Origin of the sequence: Asaia sp. As-1742, assembly GCF_011753235.1 — a bacterium.
Classification (GTDB): domain Bacteria; phylum Pseudomonadota; class Alphaproteobacteria; order Acetobacterales; family Acetobacteraceae; genus Asaia; species Asaia bogorensis_B.
Map to the genome: position 1 here is coordinate 24,386 of NZ_VWWA01000001.1, position 20,413 is coordinate 44,798.

Genomic DNA, 20,413 nt, shown 5'->3' on the forward strand with positions numbered 1-20,413 from the left:
AGCGATCAGGCAAGCTGAAAGGTCCCGAGCGTTAAGGGCATATTATCATTCATCCTTTAAGCAACGGGTCCTGTCACCCGTGCTGCGAGGAGCGTTGCTGCGTTGCCAAGAGATAGCAGCCCGATCGAAGAGTCTGGGGTGGCGGCGCAGGATACCGCCTTCCTTTCGGATGTCGCTCTCAGGGGATGCGCGCTGACGGTGCCGTCGAGCGTTGGGGCAACCGTTGAAGAAGTCGGGCTGCCCACTTTCCTGTTGTCAGACCTCAATATGACGGAGGCAGACAGAACAGGTGTCAGGGTATCGAGCGTCGCTTTGTCGAGCATCATCCTGCCTGGTCTGACACAGATCGATCTCTCCCATCCGACCGGGACACCGGTAAGTCCCTTGACGATTGATCTTCCCGGATCAGGCGCTTGTCAGCCGGATGCGACGTCCGAAGGCAGGATGGGAGTGCGGTCTCGGCGCTATTGCCGTCAGTCAAGACGTTATGCACCAGTAACGGGGGCGCCCGATCTGCGCTGGACCGGTCGGTATGGCCGCGTGAGTGATCATATCACGCTTATTGGCTGGGATGTGGCCCCGTCCGGATCGCAGGCGATCTATCGCAAGCCAAACGATCGAAGGACATGCCCCAGAGCTGATATTGCCATGCTGGGTGAGCTTTGCCGTCGCATGGCACCTGTTGGAGGGCATTACCGGGCGAGCCTCACGCTCACGGATCCTGCATCTCCGGATTCACACTTTGTGCAGGCCATGCAGGAAGTATTTGTCGAGACCGGCTTTCGGCCGGAGGCTCTGCGCCTGGTTCTTGATGAACGCAGATTTTCGCTCGCCGGGCGTGATGAGGCGCTTTGCCTGGGAGAACTGGTCGATCGGGGAGTCGAGTTGTGGGTTGGGCGTTTCGGTCAGGGTATATCGAGCCTTGCCCTGCTGCGTGAGAAGGCGAATACAGGGTTGATCACCGGGGTCAGCCTTGAAGCTGGATTGGTCTCTGCGCCATCAGGGCTCTGGCGTCTGGCCCAGCAGGGAGAAAGGCACAGCGAGGAACGTCTCGACCCGATTGCATCCAAGTTCTTTTCCGCCACATGCGGCGCTCTGCAGGCTCTTGGAATCCGGACGCATTTCGCCCACATCTCCAGTTCCACACATTATGGTTTTGCCCTCGCTGCAGGGTTTGACGAGATGAGTGGCCTTTGTCCGGAGCTGGAAGGCATTGCGATGGAAGCAAAGCCGCCTTGCGCCTGAAGCAGGGCTGGACGAAACGGCCCGTATGCGACAGGTTCCGCCGGCGTCTCCCATCGCGCGGGTGCGCACCCATAACGTGAGTTTAACTTGCCCTGCAACGCGGTTAGCTGTTCTGCGCTATGGTCAGACAAGAGGGAATAACGAGATGGCGCAAGTGGATACAGTCTACGACAAGTATTTCCAGACAGCTCTGGACGGCCTCAAGGCCGATGGCAGCTACCGGCATTTCGCCGAGCTCGAGCGTCATGCCGGACAGTTTCCCCACGCTTACCATCATGGTCTGAAGCGCGATATCACCGTCTGGTGCTCGAATGACTATCTCGGCATGGGCCAGCATCCGGATGTGCTCAAGGCGATGCATGAGAGCCTGGCCCGCAGCGGTGCCGGTGCAGGCGGCACGCGAAACATCTCTGGCACCAATCACGAGCATGTTGCGCTTGAAAAGGAGCTTGCAGCCCTTCACGGCAAGGAAGCAGCGCTGCTGTTCAATTCGGGTTACCTTTCCAACTGGGCGACACTTGGCACGATCGCAGCGCGCCTCAAGGGCTGCGTCGTGCTCTCTGACGCTGCCAATCATGCCTCGATGATCGAGGGCATACGTCACTCACGCGCCGAAAAGATGATTTTCCGTCATAACGACGTTGAGGATCTTGAGGCAAAGCTCAAGGCGATCCCGCTCGACACACCCAAGATTGTCGCCTTTGAATCGGTCTATTCGATGGATGGTGATATTGCCCCGATCGAGGCCATCTGCGACCTTGCCGATCGCTACAACGCCCTGACCTATCTGGATGAGGTTCACGCTGTTGGCCTTTATGGGCATCAGGGCGGTGGCGTCGCCGAGGAACGCGGTCTGGCACATCGTCTCTCGGTCATCGAGGGGACCTTGGGGAAGGGCTTTGGCGTGGTCGGTGGCTACATCACCGGTAGTGCTGCGCTGTGCGATTTTGTGCGCTCTTTTGCCTCGGGCTTCATTTTCTCGACGGCACTCCCCCCGATGGTGGCAGCAGGGGCACTGGCAAGCATCCGTCATCTGCGCAACAGCCAGAGCGAGCGGGCGGCGCATCGTCAGGCTGTGGCATGGCTGCGCGAAAGCCTCGACCGTGCCGGTATCCCCCATCTGGACAACCCGTCGCATATTGTGCCGGTCATGGTGGGCGATGCGACGCGGTGCCGTGCGCTTTCTGACGCTCTGCTTCAACGCTTTGGTCATTACATCCAGCCGATCAACTACCCGACCGTCCCGCGGGGCACCGAGCGCCTGCGCATCACGCCGGGGCCCCTGCACACCAAGGTAGATATCGACTCCCTCGTCAGTGCGCTGGCCGCATTGTGGCGCGAGCATCGTCTGGCCAACGCCGCCTGAGAGAGGCAACGCATCCCCGCAATAACCCTGAAACGTGTCGGAGTTGTTGCGGGCAATTGATACGATACGCCGTATTCTGCGGCCCGGCCTGCTACCGGAAACTCCTGCCTCACACTCCGTGGCAAGCGCGAGGTCGATGACCCCACTGCAACGAGCGATATCCGGGCGCGTGTTTCACCCGTCAGGTGATTTATTGCCTGATCCGCCATTGTTCGGATCCGTCGGGACGGTATAGGCAGGTCATACATTACCGAACTTCTGTTTCCGCAAGGATATGCCTGATGTTGTCCCTTTCGCGAGCGCCCAATCCGGGTGCCACGGTCCTGACACTCGAAACCAGGTATTCTGTGCGACGGCCTTTTTCATGGTGTCTGCTGATCTGTCTCCTGGTTGGCAGTTTGTGCCTGCAATCAGGGAGCGCGCGCGCCCAGACACAAGCCGCTGCGGCAGTGCCCGATGCGCCGCGCATCACAGCCGATCAGGCGCGGCAACTCGCCTCGGTGCTCAATAACGATGCCAAGCGCCGCGAATTCCTGACGACACTGCAAAATCTCACTCAGGCTCAGCAGGCGGCCAACCCGGCCAACACAACTGAGAAAACCGGTCCAAAGCTCAAACCCGACGGGCTGGGGGCAGAACTGCTTGGTAGTGCCTCCGACTGGACCCATACTGCCAGTGTTCAGGCGCATAGTCTGCTGCGCACAGTCGTGGATGTGCGCGCCATAGGGCCGTGGTGGCGCCATATGCGTAACGATCCGGCGGATCGTCAGGAATCGCTCAAACTGCTGCTCCGCGCCCTGATTCTGGCTGCCGTAAGCACCTGTCTCTTCTATGCGTTGCGGTTTCTGTTACGAGGGGTGCGCAACCGCGTTGAAGCGCTGGCTCGCATCAAGGGGCGTTCTGCGCTGGCGCGTGAAATCGATGATCGTCAGGCCGCAGAGGAGGCAGCCGACGAGGCTGCTCGGGAAGACGCTGAAAGGAAGGCGGGCGAAGGAAGCACCACCACTGGCCAAACCGCTCACTCCGACAATACGGCGCCCTTGGTGCAGGATCACGGAGATGCCTATCAGCAATCCGCTGACGAGGCCTCGCCCCCTGAACAGGAGCGCCCGACCGTTCAGACGGAAGGCTCCTCCGGTGACGCGGCGCCCACCCCCGACACGCAGGATCGAGAGCGTCTGTCGCGTTTGCGGCATCAAGGCGCACTTGCCCGACTGACGCTTGTTCTCAAGCGGCTTCCTTACAGCTTCCTCTGCCTGTTGCTTGACTGTCTGCCGGTGCTGGTTGTGCCTTTCATTGCCTTGCTGATCGTCATTGCCGATCCGGCGGCTGACGAATTCACCACGGCCTTGCTGCGTGCGCTGAGCCTGACGGCCCTGGTGGCTGGAGGGCTGATCATTGCCATACGCACCATTCTTGCGCCCCAGCGCCCCTGGCTGCGTCTTGCCCTGCTCTCCGATTCTGCGGCGAGCTTCCTGTTCGACTGGCTACGCCTGCTGATCCTCACCACAGGTATTTCTGCCGCCGCCCTTGAGACACTCGATGATTGCGGCTTGCCCGACAGGGTGATCGAGGCACTGCTCAAGATCCTGACGCTCGTTCTGCATCTGATGGTGGCGGTCATGATCATCCGCAGCCGCCCCAGGGTCATGCGTTTTTGCGAGCGCAGGGAACGGCGTGGTTTTGGCGTTAGCATGTTGCATCTTTTCGGTCGCACCTGGTGGGTGGTCGCGCTCTTCTTCGACATGGGGCTCTGGCTTGTCTGGGCGGCGGAAATCCATCACGGTTATGCGGCAATCTGGAAGCTTTTTCTGCGCAGTGCTGTGGCGCTGGTGGTCATGCGTTGCGTCAGCATCGTGCTCTACGGGCTGCTGGAACGCGTGTTCCGCTCTGCTCCAGGCTGGGTCACGCTGAGCGAGGATGCACAGACACGCTTCAGCCGCTATTACGCCCCGGCACAGCGGGTCACGTCTGTCATCATCATTGCGCTGACCGTTCTTGCTCTGGCCAGTGCCTGGGGCGCGCCCATCAAGGTTCTGTTTGGTGCCGGTGGGCTTGGCTATCGTCTGGCCTCGTCATCCATGACAGTGCTCATCGCCTGCCTGCTCGGGGTTGTGGTCTGGGAGGCGAGCAACATCATGCTCGAGCGCTACGCCCGCAAGGTCGGCGGGCTTGATGACGGTGCGGCCAGGGTGGCCCGTGTGCGCACATTGCAGCCCATGATCCGTATCGTCCTCATGGTCATTCTGGTGGCTGTCATCGGGCTCACCGTGCTGAGCGAGATCGGCGTGAATGTCGCTCCGCTCCTGGCAGGAGCCTCGATTTTTGGTGTCGCGCTGGGTTTCGGCTCGCAAAAGCTCGTGCAGGATTTCATCAACGGGATTTTCCTGCTCATGGAAAATGCCCTGACGGTGGGCGATGCCGTCACGCTCAACGGTACTTATGGCGTGGTCGAGCATCTCTCGCTGCGCACGGTTCATGTGCGTGCCAATGATGGCTCCATGAACATTTTTCCTTTCAGCTCGCTTGGTCAGATCATCAATTACAACCGCGATTTTGCCCGCGCCATTATCGTGGCCGAGGTCGGGTATGAGACGGATACCGATGAGGTCGTGAAGGTCATCAACGATATCACGGCAGAGATGCGGGCCGATGAGAACTTCAAGGCCCTGATCATCGACGATTTCCAGATGTGGGGTGTGGACGCGCTCAATCAGACCTCTGTCACGGTGCGCGGTACGTTGCCGACAATCACCTCCGGGCGCTGGCCTGTGCAGCGCGAATTCTATCGCCGCCTGAAAAAGACGTTCGAGGCGCGGAATATCCATCTCCCTTATCCAACGCGCTATGTGGAGGTTACGGGGCTGGCAGGTATGGGAGGCAGCGATGAGCCAGAGCGTGACAGGCGATCAGGCGAAGATGGTACCACAGCGCGAGAGGGACGCGTCCCATCCTCCCGACCCGAATGACGGGTTGCGGCTTCAGGGTTACTCGGAATTGCCTTGAGGTCAGGCGGCCCATGTCACATGACGGACGCCGAGACGTCACGCTGTAACGACGGGGTCGTGTGACGACGGACGCAAAAGAGCCTCGCCGTAGGGGCTTTTTCGCAGGGGCTCTGGCCGCTCCAAGCCGATCGGCCCAGAGGGCAAAACCGATCGGCTTCGTATGTGAGGCTAGCCGCGCCTGAGGGCGTTTCTCAGTTTCTCATCAAGCATGGCCGTGGTGAAGGGTTTGGGCAGGATATGGATTTTCTCATCCTGTCCACTCCGGTCAAATATGGCCTGTTCCGCGTAGCCTGTGATGAACAGCACCGAGAGTGATGGCCGCAGCACGAGCGCCGCATCGGCAAGTTGCCGCCCATTCAGACCACCCGGCAGGCCGACATCGGTAATCAGCACATCATACAGGCGTTCCCGGTCATTGAGCAGGGCGAGGGCTGCCGTGCCGTCGCTTGCCTCCTGAACAATGGCGCCCCAGTCTTCGAGCGTTTCACGAACGGTAAAGCGCAGCGTCTCCTCATCATCGACCAGCAGGACGCGCAGGTTACGCAGGGCGTCGCCATCCGGCGAGAGGTCAGGCGCGACGACAGGCGAGGGCAGGGCGGCGGCATGGCTGGGCAGCCAGATATGGACCGAGGTTCCTGCACCGGGGATCGAGGCAATGCTGACCCGTCCCCCCGATTGTCTGGCAAAGCCATAGATCATGCTCAGCCCCAGCCCGGTCCCCTTGCCCAGAGGCTTGGTGGTAAAGAAGGGATCGAAAGCGCGCGCCATGACATCGGCGCTCATGCCCACACCCGTATCTGTTACCGAAAGCACCTGATAGATACCGGGGCGCACCCCCCATTCTTCGGCCTGAAGGGCCCCGAGCGTGGCGCGTGAAGTGGCAATCGTCAGATGCCCGCCTTCGGGCATGGCATCACGGGCGTTGATCGACAGATTGAGCAACGCATTTTCAAGCTGGTTGGTATCGACCAGGGCCGGCCCGATGGTTTCGTCCAGGCAGAGTTCGAGCACGACAGCTGGCCCGACTGTGCCGGCAATAAGGTCCTGAAGCCCGAGGATGAGAATATTGATGTCAGCGGGTTGCGGGTCGAGTGTCTGACGGCGCGAGAAGGCCAGAAGGCGATGCGTCAGGGCGGCGGCGCGATCCGTGGCACCTTGCGCCGCCGTGATATAACGGTCCAGCCCCTCTGTACGCCCTTGGGCGATACGACGTGTCAGGAGCGAGAGTGCGCCCCCGATCCCGGCCAGGATATTATTGAAATCATGGGCGAGGCCGCCTGTCAGCTGGCCGACCGCTTCCATCTTCTGCGACTGGCGAAGCTGATCCTCCAGAGCGATACGATCGGTCACGTCACGTCCGATCAGATAGATGTCTTCTCCCTCTGTCGAGCCGGACCAGTTGAATGTGTGCCATTCACCGTCCTGATGCAGAAATCGAAGATCAACGCCATGATCGAGCTTGCCCTCGCGCAGCAGGGCCAGGGCCTCGGTTGCGCGTGCCATATCGGCCGGATGCACCAGTTGCTCGGCCTTGCTGCCAATCCAGTCACGCGCCTTGTCACCAAAGCAGGTCTGCCAGCTCGGATTGAGGTAGCGCAGCCTGCCGTCACGATCGGTAAGGGCCAGCAGGTCGGCGCTGATCGCCCACAACCTGTCGCGTTCACGCGTACGGCGTAGCACCTGCTCTTCAAGGGTTTCGTTCATGCGGCGCAGGGCTTCCTGCGCGCGCATCTGGCGTATGGCGGCCCAGCTTCTGTCAGCAATCGTACGGACGAAGGAGAGCGTGATGTCGTCCCAGCAATGGGCGTGGGCAAAATGGACGATGGCGACAGCCTGCAGAACACCGTTATCCATGATCGGCACATTGAGCAGGGCACAGATCTGGAGCGGTGCAAATTGCGCAGCCTGCGCAGCAGTCAGGGGATCAGTCCTGACATCATCAATGGCGACAACCTCACCGGCCTTGAGCAGATCGATATAGGAGCCAAAGGACCGGAAGGCATAGAGCCCCGAAACGTCGGGGGTCTCAGGGTCCCGGCGCCAGCAATCTGTAACCTGCGCCAGTTCGCGCTCATGATCCACATCGGCAAAACCGGAACGGTCTGCCTCAATGGTCATGCCTAGTGTCCGCGCTGTGAGCGCCAGAATGTCAGCCTCACTCGTCAACGCGCGCAGTTCGTCACCGAAAGTCACCAGCGCCTCACGCTTGAGCGTCTGGCGTTTGGGCGCGTCAATATCGAGCAGAATGCCGGGGAAATGACTGATCTGACCGTTATGGTCATAGGTGCACGAGCCATTGGCCTCGATCCACCGGCTGGCACGCGAGCCGTCGTCGCATAGACGAAACTCGCAGCGGAACGGCTTGCGCTCTTGCAATGCCGTGTCGAGCGCTGCCTGAAGAACCGGGCGATCTTCAGGGGTGATGCAATCCAGCAATTGCGTGAGCGCCACCCCCTCGGCAAGTCGGGTCGGGGAAAGACGGAGCGTCTCCGCCATGCGCAGATCGCCCGTCACAAGCTGACGTTTGGCGTCCCACAGCCACATGCCGATGATGGTGCCGGCCGCAAGTGCAAGCTCAAGGCGCTCGTGCTCCTGATTGGCCACCGTCATGTCACGCGAGACACCAAGGATACGCTCGGGCCTGCCCCCGGGGCCAAGTATGGGTGTCACCACGACATCCCACAGGCGTTTGCGCCCATCGGTCGTCTCGACATATTCCTGGAAATGGCTGGTAAGCCCGTCCCTGGCAGCGTCGATCGCGTTCAGCGAGAGCTTGCGCCCGCGCTCCTGCCACACATCGGGCCAGTAGACTCCCAGCATATCGGCAGGAGAGCAAAGACCAAGCACCAGAATAGCGCCGTGATTGACGAAGGTGATCTTGCCGTCGAGATCGAGGATCTTCACGCAGTCACTGGCGCTGACGAGCAGCGAATTGACGAAAGACTGGCTGGCGCGCAACGCAGCCCTTTCATCCGGATCGATCGTGGTGTCGATGACCGTCCCGGTGCAGCCATCGGGATGGGGATGCACACTGATATGAACGGCTCTCGGCGGTCCGTCCTTCTGCCGGAAGGCTACATCGCCTGTTTCAGCCCTCGTCAGCCATGCGACAGGGTCGGTTTCCGGCAGGATTTCAGCATTTTCATGGAAACAGGCCAGAAAAACCGGCCATTCGACGCCGAGACGTAGGGCTTCAGGGTCGAGGCCACAAAGAGACGCGAGATAGGGATCGCCCGTCAGCAGACCATTCTTGGCATGCCAGAGCAGAAAGCCAAGCGTGGCCTCGCGTGAACCGTTCTCGCCGGGAGGGGGCACCGCAGCCCGTGTAACGACAGGCGTCAGTGGCGCATTCTGCAATGGTGCATCGAGGGTGCCGCCCCGGCCTGCCACAGCGACGGCACTCGCGCCCCTTTGGCCCACCGTACCAAGAAGTGCGGCATGAGCCTGAACGATGCGCTTTTGCTGCGGGGATAAAGGGTTTTGCCGAGCGGCTGCTGCAATCAGCCCTGAGACTGGGGTACCGAAGGGAAAGAAGTCCCAGCCGGCAAACTCACCCTCTCCTGAGAAGGATGACTCGCGGGTCCAATCCTGTTCCGTCGTGCGTGAGAGGTCAGGAAATACCGCTATCGCGTCGCGGGTTTCAGCCCCGCCCTGTGCCGTTGCGACAAGATGCGCATGACCGCTGCTGACAGCAATGAGTGCGAAAACGATGTCGGGGAAGGTTTCGCACAGGGGGTGCAGTGCCGGGTGTGTTGTGGTGGCGGGTGAGCCTGTCAGGTTATCCGGACCGGGACGCTCCCAAAGCAACATGTGATACGCCCCCGGATGTTCAGGCTGCCCCCGGGTTGCGAGGGCAGGACAGGCGTCTCAGGCACCATACGATGAGCCCGCTTGATCCGGTTCAGTCATAGCCCCCTGAACGTGAAAGCGTAAATACAGAATCCGGGGCTGATTACACGGATGCCGTCAAACCCCCGTCAACAGTCAGAATATGACCATTAACGAAGCTCGAGGCCTCGGAGGCGAGAAACACAGCGGCGCCTACCAGCTCCTCACTCTTGCCCCATCGTGCCGCGGGGGTGCGCTGGCACAACCATGAGGAGAAGGCCGGATCGGCAACAAGAGCTGCGTTCATCTCTGTTTCGAAATACCCCGGGGCGAGCCCGTTGATCTGCAGCCCGTGCCGTGCCCAGTCGGTCGCCATGCCCTTGGTGAGCATTTTCACGGCTCCTTTGGTTGCGGTGTAGGGGGCGATGCCGGGACGCGCCAGCTCGCTCTGCACAGAACAGATGTTGATGATCTTGCCGCGCCCACGCGTGATCATGCCTTTCGAGACCGCCTGGGCGACAAAAAACACCGAGCTGAGATTGGTGGAAATCAGGCGGTCCCACTCGGCACGTGGAAACTGGTCGAGAGGCGAGCGGAACTGGATGCCGGCGTTGTTGATCAGGATATCGATCGGACCTTCGGCCTCGATCGCCTCGATACCTGCAATGACCTGGTCCTGATTGGTGACATCGAAAACGCCGCCGCGTGTCACAATGCCCTCGCCCTCCAGACGGGCCCGTGCAGAATCGAGATGTGCCGGGTCACGCCCGTTGAGAATGATTTCAGCCCCGTAGCGCCCCAGACCCTGCGCGAGCGTAAAGCCGATGCCGCGCGAGGCGCCGGTAATGAGGGCGCGCTTGCCCTTGAGGGAAAAAAGGGCGGGCTCGGACATGGCTGGATCCTTCTCTGGACGGTCCGGCCCGTGACTGTCGGGGCGGACATGATCTGGCGGCTCGCTGAACACATTATCGTTTCGAGCCGCTCATATGCTGGGCATGGTATCAGGGATGATCAGACTGCCCAGCCGACATTTTCGTGTGGTTTCTTTCAGCGATCCTTCACCTGCACCCTTGCTATGTCATGGAAAGGGGTGACGGGGGCGTGTGCCCGAAGGGTTTTCGGGTGCCCGTGTCGGGGCCAGCAAGCGGGCCTGTGTCGCGGCCGATCTTGGCGCGGCGCATGGGGCACGCCATACAGGAGAAATGACCAAGGAAGCGACCTATCTCCCTATCGCCCTGCGCCTCGATGATGGCCGCGCTCTCGTAATCGGGGGCGGACAGGTGGCCGCCAACAAGCTGCGCCTGCTTTGGGGGCGCTGTGATGATATCGCCCAGATCGGTCCGGTTCATGACATCGAAATCCGCCAGGCGATCGACAGCGGCCACGTCACCCATCTCGGCGAGGCACTCGACGCGCATCGTATCAGCGCGTTGCTGGGGGAGATGCGCATTGTTTTCGCGGCCACCGAGGATGCTGCGTTCAACCGTGTCATTGCGGCACAGGCGCGCGAACAGGGGGTGAATATCTGCGTCGTTGACGATCCTGAGCCATCCACTTTCATCACCCCTGCCATCATTGACCGGACACCGGTCCAGATTGCGATCTCCACCAATGGCGCGGCGCCCGTACTGGCCCGGCGCCTGCGCACCCAGATCGAGGCGCTGCTTCCCGAAGGGCTCTCGCGCCTGGCGCGTTTCATGCAGGCGCAGCGCACTTGGATACGTCATGCCCAGCCGGACACCATGATCCGGCGACGGGCATGGGAGGATTTTGTGGATGGCGCGGGTGCCGAGCAGGCCCTTAGGGGAGAGGATGAGGCTGCAAGAGCGAGTCTCGAACGCAGCCTGGGTGGCGTGCCGAGAGAAGGCGAGGTCTGGCTGGTCGGTGCCGGGCCGGGTGATCCGGACCTTCTCACGCTGGCGGCCCTGCGCCTGATGCAGAATGCCGACACCGTCCTGTATGACCAGTTGATTCCACCCGCAATTATGGACCGCGTGCGGCGTGACGCAGAGCGTGTGTTCGTTGGCAAGAAGCGCAGCCACCACACCTTGCCGCAGGAAGGGATCAATGACGAGTTGATACGCCGCGCCAGAGCGGGGGAACGCGTTCTGCGCCTGAAGGGAGGCGATCCGTTTATCTTTGGGCGTGGTGGTGAGGAAATGGAGGCGCTGGTGGATGCCGGTGTCACTGTACGCGTCATCCCGGGCATCACGGCAGCCAGTGGGTGTGGCGCGGCGGCGGGAATCCCGTTGACGCATCGGGACTGCGCGCAGAGCTGTGTGTTTGTCACCGGTCACGCCCGCGCCGATGGCACGCTCAATCTGGATTGGCCGAGTCTGGCCAAGAAAGGGCAGACACTCGCCATCTATATGGGGCTCGCGCCGATGGCGGATCTCTGCGCCCAGCTTCAGGCCCATGGCCTGCCGGGAGACTGGCCCGCCGCTGTAATCGAGCATGGCACGCGCCATGATCAGCGCGTGCATGTGGCAACGCTTGCGACGCTGCCTGCGTTGGTTATCGAGCGCAATGTGGCCAGCCCGGCGCTCACCCTCGTGGGGGAGGTGGTGAACCACCGCCGCTCGGGGCATGGGAGAACAATTCACCATAAAGAAGCGTGAGTTCGTAGTTTACCCATTGCACGGTGTTGTCTGAGGTATTATGTCGAGCGTGATGGCGCAATAAGCGATTTTTCAGTGTGGATTTAACCGATCATGGCCCTGACCCAGACAGAACGGCAGATCCTTGAAACGACGGGCGAGGAAGCAATCCTGGAGCGCTCCATGGAAGTACTTTCGGGACGCATGGCGCTTGTCTCGTCCTTTGGGGCCGAATCCGCGCTGCTCCTTGCACTGGTTGCCGATATAGACCGCAATTTTCCGATATTCTTTCTCGATACCAGGCGCCATTTCCCCGAGACGCTGAGCTATCGTGATGCCCTGATCGATCACCTTGGACTGACCGGGGTTGTGAATATCGCGCCCTCGGCCAAGGCGCTGCATGATCGTGATCCTCAGGACATGCTGGCCGATTTCGACCCGGATGCCTGCTGCGCCTTGCGCAAGGTCGAGCCTATGGATGACGCATTGAACGATTTCGATGCGTGGATAACCGGGCGCAAACGCGGTCAGGCAGCGACACGCGCCTCGATGGCCGTCTTCGAGCCGCTTACGGACGGGCGAGCCAAGATCAATCCGCTTGCCTCCTGGACGCGCGAGCGCATCGCAAACGAAATGACCCGGCGCGACTTGCCGCGTCACCCCCTGACGGCCCTCGGTTTCAAATCCATCGGCTGTGCGCCCTGCACACGGGCCGTGGCCGAAGGTGAGGACCCCAGAGCCGGACGCTGGGCCGGCCAGACCAAAACCGAATGCGGCATTCACCTGCCAGCGCGATAACGGAGCATAAAATGAGTTTGGCGTCCCCCACCCTCGCCACGCCGCGTGCCATGGACGATCTCGATCAGCTTGAGGCGCAGAGCATCTTCATTCTGCGTGAGGCCTATCGCAAGCTGCGTCCGCTCTCCCTGCTCTGGTCTCTGGGCAAGGACAGCAATGTCATGGTCTGGCTGGCACGCAAGGCGTTCATGGGCCGCGTGCCGTTTCCGGTCATGCATGTCGATACGGGCAAGAAATTCCCCGAGATGTATGCGTTTCGCGAGGAATACACAAAGAAGTGGAACCTCGACTTGATGCTTGGCGATTGCCCGCCGGTTGAGGAAATCGATCCGTCCCTGCCGCCTGCGGCGCGCTCTGCAGCGCGCAAGACCGCCGGTCTGGCCAGCCTGATTGAAAAGCACAAGCTGCGCGGGGTCATTGCCGGTATCCGCCGTGACGAGCAGGCAACCCGCGCCAAGGAGCGCGTGTTCAGCCCGCGAGGGGCGGGTCATCGCTGGGATGTACGCAATCAGCCGCCGGAATTCTGGGACCAGTACGCCACCCCCTACGAGGACGGGATGCATATCCGTGTGCATCCGCTGCTGTCGTGGCGCGAAATCGATATCTGGCGCTATATCGAGCGCGAGAACATCCCGCTGGTCGATCTGTATTTCGCGAAGAACGGCAAGCGTTACCGCTCGCTGGGTGACCAGGACATCACGAGCCCCATCGACAGCAATGCCTCGACTCTCGCCGAGGTGATTGCCGAGCTTGAAAACAGCAAGACCTCCGAGCGTGCCGGTCGCGCGATGGATCATGAATCAGAAGACGCGTTCGAGCGTCTGCGTGTTGCGGGTTATCTCTGAGCCATGGGCGAAATCATGAAAAACAACGACCTCCCTGCCTCGCTGCGCGCAGCTGCCACGCCGATCGTTATTGTTGGCCATGTCGATCACGGCAAGTCGACGCTTATTGGCCGTCTGCTTTACGATACGGACAGCCTGCAGGACGGCAAGCTCGCTCAGATTGTCGAGAGCAGCCGCAAGCGCGGCCTTGCTGTCGAATGGAGCTTCCTTCTCGACTCGCTTCAAATCGAGCGCGATCAGGGCGTAACCGTCGACTCCACCCGTATTCCTTTCCATCTGGGCGGGCGCGAGTTCGTTATTGTCGATGCGCCCGGCCATCGCCAGTTTCTGCGTAACATGATCACTGGTGCCGCTGACGCCGAAGCCGCCGTCCTTGTGGTAGACGCGCTTGAGGGCGCTCAGGAGCAGACGCGTCGTCACGCGATGCTCCTGCGCCTGATCGGCATCCGTCATGTGATCGTGCTGCTCAACAAATCCGATCTGCTGGATTTCGATCAGGCGAAGATCGCCCAGGCCGAAGCCGATGTGCGCGACTTGCTGGGTCGTCTCGAAATCACAGTCGAGGCCTTCGTACCGGCCTCCGCTCGTGATGGCGACAACATTGCCAGCCGCTCGGAGCGCGCGCCCTGGTATACAGGGCCGACGCTGGTTGAGGCTCTGGCAGCCGTACCGGCACCGGCCTCACGCCTGGCTCTCGATTTCCGTATGCCTGTGCAGGATGTCTATCGCTTCGACGATGTGCGTTATGTCGCCGGGCGGATCGAACGCGGTGTCATACGCGCAGGCGATCGTATTATGATTGGCTCACAGGGTCAGCAGGCCACAGTTGCAGAAATCTGTCGCTGGCATGCGCCGGAAAATCCTGTCGCGGGAGCGGGTGAATCCATCGCGTTGCGTCTGGAGCCCGATCTGGTGCCGGATCGTGGGGATCTGCTTTATCCGGCGCAGGAAAATGGGGCGGCACCGATCCGCACAGCGCGCCTGCGCACGCGTCTTTTCTGGCTGCGTGGCGAGCCCCTGCGTGTGGGTGAAAGCTTTACCCTGCGTCTGGCCACAGCCGAACATGATGTGACGGTCGCCTCGATCGATGCCGTGGTGAACCTTGATGATCTCACGCTCTCACCTGGTGACGAGGTACCGCCGGATGGTTTTGCCGAGATCACCCTCGTGGCCTCTCATGCCATTCTGTTAGACCCGTTCTCGCCAGGTTGCAGCGATGGGCGCGGTGTGCTGGTGGATCGCTTCCAGCGCATCGTGGGCGGTGCCCCGCTGCTTGGGGCTGCTGAACTGCCGGACGGTGCCCATGCCATCCACCCGACAGCCAGCAAGGTAACTGCCGCGCAGCGCCAGTCTTTGCATGGTCACAAGGGCGCTGTGTTCTGGCTGACTGGCCTGCCGGGTTCGGGCAAGAGCACAATTGCCCGTGCGGTCGAGACCGATCTGGTCGCGGCTGGAATTCGTACGACAGTGCTCGATGGCGACACGCTGCGCGCCGGTCTGTGCAGCGATCTCGGCTTCTCGCCAGAAGATCGGCGCGAGAATATCCGTCGCGCTGCCCATGTGGCGCGTATTCTGGCAGAGAGTGGGCAGGCTGTTATAGTGGCCCTTGTCTCCCCTCTGATCGAGGACCGTGCGCTTGCGGCGCAGATCGTGGGCGAAGGCTTCCACGAGATCCATGTTGATACGGCGGTAGAAATCTGTGAGTCCCGTGACCCGAAAGGACTCTATGCTGCCGCGAGAGCCGGGAAGATTGCAGATTTCACGGGCGTCAGCGCGCCTTATGAAACACCGGCTAACCCGGCAATGCGCCTTGAAACGCTCGGGGCCCTGGACGGAACGGTGCAGGGTTTCGCGTCCTTCGTGCGCGGTGTGATCATCGCGTAAAGAGCGGATCAGGCGATTTTTCGGGTCGCCTGATCTTTTCTTTCATCCAGAAGGCGGTTCGCTCAATCATCTGTAAACGGTGAGTGGGCGGCCGCTTCAGCTTCCAGAGCGCAGCGTGCCTCGTCCGGGCGGGTTTTCTCCGCCTGCATGGCAAGCAGCTCTTCACGGGCCTTTGGCATCAGGGCCCGAATGGCCGGATTTTCAAGAGTGGCAACGGCAAAGGCCCCGGCTGCCTGATAGCCCGCAGCGACATCCGACGCCCAATGCACGCCGCATATGATGCGGCTTTCTCCAACGACACGGCCACGTTGCAGCAGTTCTGCGCTGCGTTCCGGCAGAAGTGCGGAGAGGACAAGCGCGGTGGAATAGCCGGCGATGGTATGACCCGACGGGTAAGACGGGCTTTTCGCCAATCTCTCATCACGCGCAACGCAGATGGGCGCATCGTTGCCGATAAAGGGACGTTTGCGCTTCCAGTAATGCTTTTCTTCCGACGTTCTGCCGCTTTCGGCCTTGGCCATCATGTCGAGGATGCGCGCCAGAGTCGGGGCCTGGACAATATCGATCGTAAAGCCTGCCGCACAGGAAAAGCCCTTGAGGAAGGGGGCAGGGCGCAAATCGGCATCGCTTTGCGCGAGTGCCCAGCGTGGCGAGCCCTTCAGCGCGCGTGTGCGTGCGAAAATGCGGTCGTCATCACCTTGCGAGGCCAGCCCGGCCGATGGCGGGGTTGCAAGGGCCAGACGCTCATCCGGCAGATGGGCGGTATCGAGAGGCTGGGTGGGTGCCGTGGTGCACGAAGCGAGAAGGCAGAGCAGAAAACCGCCCCGGACAAAGGAATTCCGACCGGATTTGGAAGGGGTCATGTCGAGCCTATTCGTTTCATATGAGATACGAATGGCTGTTATCAGCATTGGAAGATTCGCGAAACTGTCTCAGCAGGCAGGATGTGCCGTGACGCTCTCCTGCAACGTCACCAGAGAGGCATTCAAGGCAAAATCGACGCGAAATGAGCTCCATAGCGCGGCGGTTCGGCGGTAGCTGGAGCGAGTGAGGGTGTTTCCCTGTCATCGAGCAGTCCAAGGATGGTTGTGGTCCGAATACGCTCTGCGGGTGAGGCAAAATCATAGATCACCTCGCGGGCAGCGCGACTGGAGACGATAATACCAGCACGCCGTAACTCTCCGAGCTGTTGTGACAGGGCAGGTTGACCGATGCCGGTACGGGCCTCGACTTCAGCCACGGTAAATGGAGCATCGATCAGGACCGAGAGGATCGATAGGCGCTGTCCCTGCCCATAAAGGCGGAGGCGCTCGACGAGCCGCATCATATGCTGATCGTTCAGGGGCGTCATTGCGAATCATCCGCCTGAAGGCAGTGGAACCAGGGCTGTTCGTGCTGGGTGTTGATTTCTTCCACGGTGAGCGACGGGGGGCGGAAGATAGCACCACCAGGCTGCCAGTTCTCCGGTGTCAGGGCGTCGCCACGCGCGGCACGTTGCAGGGCCGACACCGTGCGAAGAATTTCGTTTACCGAGCGACCCACACAGAGAGGATAAACCAGGATGGCCTGTATCCGTCCCTCAGGGTCGATGATGTAGGTCGAGCGCACTGTGCTGCTGTCCTGAGCTGTCGCGTCGAGCATGCCGTAGGCCCGTGCAACGGCCATGGAGGGGTCCTCCACCACCGGGAAGCTGATTTCGGTGCCGAGATCGCGCCTGATAGCGCTGATCCAGGCCAGGTGAGACGATAGCGAGTCAACAGAAAGACCAATGAGCTGGCATCCGAGCTGATCGAATTTTGGCTGGGCTTTCGCAAAGGCGATGAACTCGCTGGTGCAGACCGGCGTGAAATCGGCAGGGTGGGAGAAAAGCACGACCCACTGTCCTCTGAAATCGCCGAGCGTCAGGGAGCCGAGTGTCGTACGGGCACGGAAATTAGGGGCGAGCGTTCCTAGGCGCGGGGGGCGCTGTGCCTGTTCTTCCATCGTCATTTATCTCCTGCACCGTTAATCCGGATCGGTACCAACCGATTCACGATTTAACGCTGGGGGCTGTGTTGTCCTTGACGAGGGCAGATATCACAATTACATAAATCGGGAAATATCACCTTCATAAAATATGTAACTAACGATCAGCTCAGCGGAGTGCGTATGATGGATGACGCAACGATTGCCCAGGCGGCCAGTCAGGTTGAGGCGAGTAGAGCCGGCCAGTCGCCGCGCCCGGTAGTGCGCAGCTTCTTCGACGAAACAACTTTCACGGCCTCGCACGTCGTGCATGATCCCAGCACCCGCGAAGCGGCGATTATCGACAGCGTGCTCGATTATGACCCCGCTTCCGGTCGTACCGGGTCATCAAGCGCTCAGGCCATTCTTGAGTATATCCGCGCTGAGTCCCTGACCGTGACCTGGCAACTCGAGACTCACGCTCACGCCGATCACCTGTCTGCAGCGCCGTGGCTGCAGGAGCTGTTGGGGGGCAAGCTCGCCATAGGTGCCGAGATCACCCATGTTCAGGAGGTGTTCGGCAAGATCTTCAATGCCGGTACGCGCTTTGCACGAGATGGCTCGCAGTTCGATCATCTGTTCCGCGATGGTGAGCGTTTCAGGATTGGTGAAATCGAGGCGATTGCGCTGCATGTGCCGGGGCATACCCCAGCCGATATGGCGTTCGTCATCGGTGACTGCGCCTTTATCGGTGATACGCTCTTCATGCCCGATTTCGGAACCGCCCGCGCTGATTTCCCCGGTGGCGATGCGAGGCAGCTCTATCGCTCAATTCGTCGCCTGCTTTCCCTGCCGCGTGAGACGCGTCTCTTCCTGTGTCACGATTACAAGGCACCTGGGCGTGACTGGTTTGCCTGGGAAACCACCATTGGAGCACAGCGCGACAGCAACCTTCACGTGCATGACGGTGTGAGCGAGGACGAATTCGTCGAGATGCGCACGAAACGTGATGCGACTTTGAGCCTGCCCAATCTCATTATGCCCTCGGTCCAGATCAACATGCGCGGGGGGCGACTGCCGGAGCCGGAAGAAAACGGTACGCGTTATATCAAGATACCGCTCGACAAGCTTTGAGAGAACGCTGTGCAGTGTCCAGCCTGAATGGCCTGCACAACATCTTGCTGACCCCCGCCCGTTACAGAACGCAGCATCCAGCCGGTGCGCATTGACCCGGCCCGCAATACAGCCCGAGAAGAGAGAGGCAAGCTCATGTCCCTTCGTTTCCTGACGGCCCATTTCGCCGTATCGCCCCAGATCAGGGTGGAAGATCTGCCCGCGCTCAAGGAGCAGGGCTTCAGCGGCATTATCTGCACCCGCCCCGATGGTGAAGAAAAGGATCAGCCCGGCGTGGCCGATCTGGGTGTGGCGGCGGAGAAATGCGGACTGGCTTTTGCCTATATCCCGGTGCGTATGGGGGCCACGCCCGATGCGCATAGCGTCTCGGTCATGCGTCAGACCCTTGCCGAAATGACCGGGCCTGAGAACACGGGCAAGGTTCTGGCCTATTGCCGCTCTGGCCGACGTGCGGCTGATCTCTACGAGCTGGCTTCGACTCAAAAAGAAGAAAAGCCCGCTAGCGCTCAGCGTTTCGATGTTGTTGTGGTCGGCGGTGGCGCGGGTGGTCTCGCCTGCGCGGCAAGCCTGCTGCGTCGTCGGCCGGGGCTGCTGGTGGCCGTCGTCGAACCCTCGACCGAGCATTACTATCAGCCGGGCTGGACCCTCGTGGGTGGGGGTGTCTTTACGGCGCAGCAGACGCGTCGTTCCGAAGTCGGGCTGATCCCTGCGCGCGCCAACTGGATCCGCCAGGCTGTCACAGCCTTCCTGCCAGAACAGAACCGCATCGAGCTGGGTGATGGGACCCAGATTGCCTATGAGGCGCTTGTTGTGGCGACCGGGCTCAAACTCGACTGGGCTGCTATTCCTGGGCTGGCCGAGACACTGGGCAAGAATGGCGTCACATCGAACTATCGATACGATCTCGCCCCCTATACTTGGGAACTGGTGAGCAAGCTCGAAGAGGGTAAGGCGCTGTTCACCCAGCCGCCCATGCCGATCAAATGTGCAGGGGCGCCACAAAAGGCGATGTATCTCGCCTGCGATGCCTGGCGTCGTCGTGGGGTGCTGGGGCGTGTGCAGGTCGAGTTCGATACAGCGACGCCCAGCCTGTTCGGTGTGGCCGATTTCGTGCCGGCCCTGATGGATTACATCAAGGGCTACAGCATTGACCTCAACCTCAAGTCACGCTTGGTGGCGGTCGATGGCGAGCGCAAGGTTGCAACCTTTGAGCGCGTTACGGAAGCCGGCACGGAGCGTGTCGAACGTGCATTCGACATGTTGCATGTTGTACCGCCCCAGACCGCGCCCGATGTCATTCGTTCCTCGCCGCTCGCCGGCGCTGATGGCTTTGTGTCGGTTCATCCGGATACGATGCAGCACACGCAGTATGCGAATGTCTTCGCCGTGGGTGACGTGGCCGGGACGAGCAATGCCAAGACGGCTGCCGCTGCACGCAAGCAGGCACCTGTGGTGGTCGAGAACCTGATTGCCCAGCTTTCCGGGCGCAAGCCGGATGCCGTGTATGACGGTTACGGCGGCTGTCCGCTGACGGTTGAGCGCGGCAAGATTGTGCTGGCCGAGTTCGGCTATGGCGGCAAGCTGCTTCCGACCCTGCCGGGCTGGCTGCTGGACGGCAAGAAGCCCACACGCCTGGCCTGGTTTCTCAAGGAAAAGATCATGCCGCGTCTGTATTGGGATTTCATGCTGAAGGGACGCGAGTTTCTGGTGCGACCCGCCCGCAAGACCGAGGGCTGATCTCGAGCAATGCTGTCGACCCCGTTC

The 20,413-nt window shown here is 60.9% G+C and carries 14 protein-coding genes; 9 read left to right on the plus strand and 5 right to left on the minus strand.

The genetic code is table 11. The features are described from left to right. Positions 1–102 precede the first annotated feature (102 nt). The 3 genes from F3J08_RS00070 (at position 103) to F3J08_RS00080 (ending at position 5,580) form a co-directional block, all read left to right on the plus strand. Entirely contained in the window at positions 103–1,245 is a 1,143-nt protein-coding gene (locus F3J08_RS00070) for an EAL domain-containing protein (protein WP_166927974.1), read from the plus strand. Positions 1,246–1,390: 145 nt separating this feature from the next. Next, positions 1,391–2,611, plus strand: coding sequence for a 5-aminolevulinate synthase (gene hemA, locus F3J08_RS00075; RefSeq protein WP_166927975.1), 1,221 nt, complete (start codon positions 1,391–1,393; stop codon positions 2,609–2,611). Between the two features lie 281 nt (positions 2,612–2,892). Continuing rightward, positions 2,893–5,580: a mechanosensitive ion channel family protein gene (locus F3J08_RS00080; protein ID WP_166927976.1), complete on the plus strand. Its 2,688-nt coding sequence runs from the start codon at positions 2,893–2,895 to the stop codon at positions 5,578–5,580. Positions 5,581–5,787: 207 nt separating this feature from the next. On the opposite strand, the gene F3J08_RS00085 is transcribed toward F3J08_RS00080, so the two are convergent. Further along, positions 5,788–9,429: a PAS domain-containing protein gene (locus tag F3J08_RS00085; RefSeq protein ID WP_166927977.1), complete on the minus strand. Its 3,642-nt coding sequence runs from the start codon at positions 9,427–9,429 to the stop codon at positions 5,788–5,790. Between the two features lie 142 nt (positions 9,430–9,571). Further along, positions 9,572–10,339: an SDR family oxidoreductase gene (locus F3J08_RS00090; protein WP_166927978.1), complete on the minus strand. Its 768-nt coding sequence runs from the start codon at positions 10,337–10,339 to the stop codon at positions 9,572–9,574. A gap of 310 nt (positions 10,340–10,649) precedes the next feature. On the opposite strand from F3J08_RS00090, the gene cysG reads away from it, so the two are divergent. From cysG to cysC, 4 genes are all read left to right on the plus strand, one after another. Next, the gene (gene cysG, locus F3J08_RS00095; protein ID WP_166928296.1) at positions 10,650–12,065 is read left to right on the plus strand and encodes a siroheme synthase CysG; all 1,416 of its coding nucleotides are present in this window, start codon (positions 10,650–10,652) and stop codon (positions 12,063–12,065) included. 93 nt (positions 12,066–12,158) lie between these two features. Next, entirely contained in the window at positions 12,159–12,842 is a 684-nt protein-coding gene (locus F3J08_RS00100; protein ID WP_166927979.1) for a phosphoadenylyl-sulfate reductase, read from the plus strand. Positions 12,843–12,892: 50 nt separating this feature from the next. Next, positions 12,893–13,687 carry a sulfate adenylyltransferase subunit CysD gene (cysD, locus tag F3J08_RS00105; RefSeq protein WP_023979512.1) on the plus strand — a complete coding sequence of 265 codons (795 nt, stop codon included), beginning with the start codon at positions 12,893–12,895 and terminating at the stop codon, positions 13,685–13,687. Positions 13,688–13,702: 15 nt separating this feature from the next. Then, entirely contained in the window at positions 13,703–15,571 is a 1,869-nt protein-coding gene (gene cysC / locus F3J08_RS00110) for an adenylyl-sulfate kinase (protein ID WP_166927980.1), read from the plus strand. Between the two features lie 62 nt (positions 15,572–15,633). Here cysC and F3J08_RS00115 read toward each other — a convergent pair whose 3' ends face one another. From F3J08_RS00115 to F3J08_RS00125, 3 genes are all read right to left on the minus strand, one after another. Next, a complete protein-coding gene (locus F3J08_RS00115; RefSeq protein WP_166927981.1) occupies positions 15,634–16,434 on the minus strand; it encodes a phosphatase PAP2 family protein in 801 nt (266 codons plus the stop codon). Between the two features lie 122 nt (positions 16,435–16,556). After that, entirely contained in the window at positions 16,557–16,922 is a 366-nt protein-coding gene (locus F3J08_RS00120) for a helix-turn-helix transcriptional regulator (RefSeq protein ID WP_166927982.1), read from the minus strand. Next, positions 16,919–17,560, minus strand: coding sequence for a peroxiredoxin (locus tag F3J08_RS00125; protein WP_166927983.1), 642 nt, complete (start codon positions 17,558–17,560; stop codon positions 16,919–16,921). Before F3J08_RS00125 ends, F3J08_RS00120 begins: the two co-directional genes overlap by 4 nt. 162 nt (positions 17,561–17,722) lie before the next feature. Here F3J08_RS00125 and F3J08_RS00130 point away from each other — a divergent pair, with 162 nt between their 5' ends. Then, positions 17,723–18,649 (plus strand): MBL fold metallo-hydrolase, encoded by a 927-nt coding sequence (locus tag F3J08_RS00130; protein WP_166928297.1) that lies wholly within the window; start codon positions 17,723–17,725, stop codon positions 18,647–18,649. Positions 18,650–18,784: 135 nt separating this feature from the next. Further along, positions 18,785–20,386: a bifunctional protein tyrosine phosphatase family protein/NAD(P)/FAD-dependent oxidoreductase gene (locus F3J08_RS00135; protein WP_166927984.1), complete on the plus strand. Its 1,602-nt coding sequence runs from the start codon at positions 18,785–18,787 to the stop codon at positions 20,384–20,386. Positions 20,387–20,413: the final 27 nt, after the last annotated feature.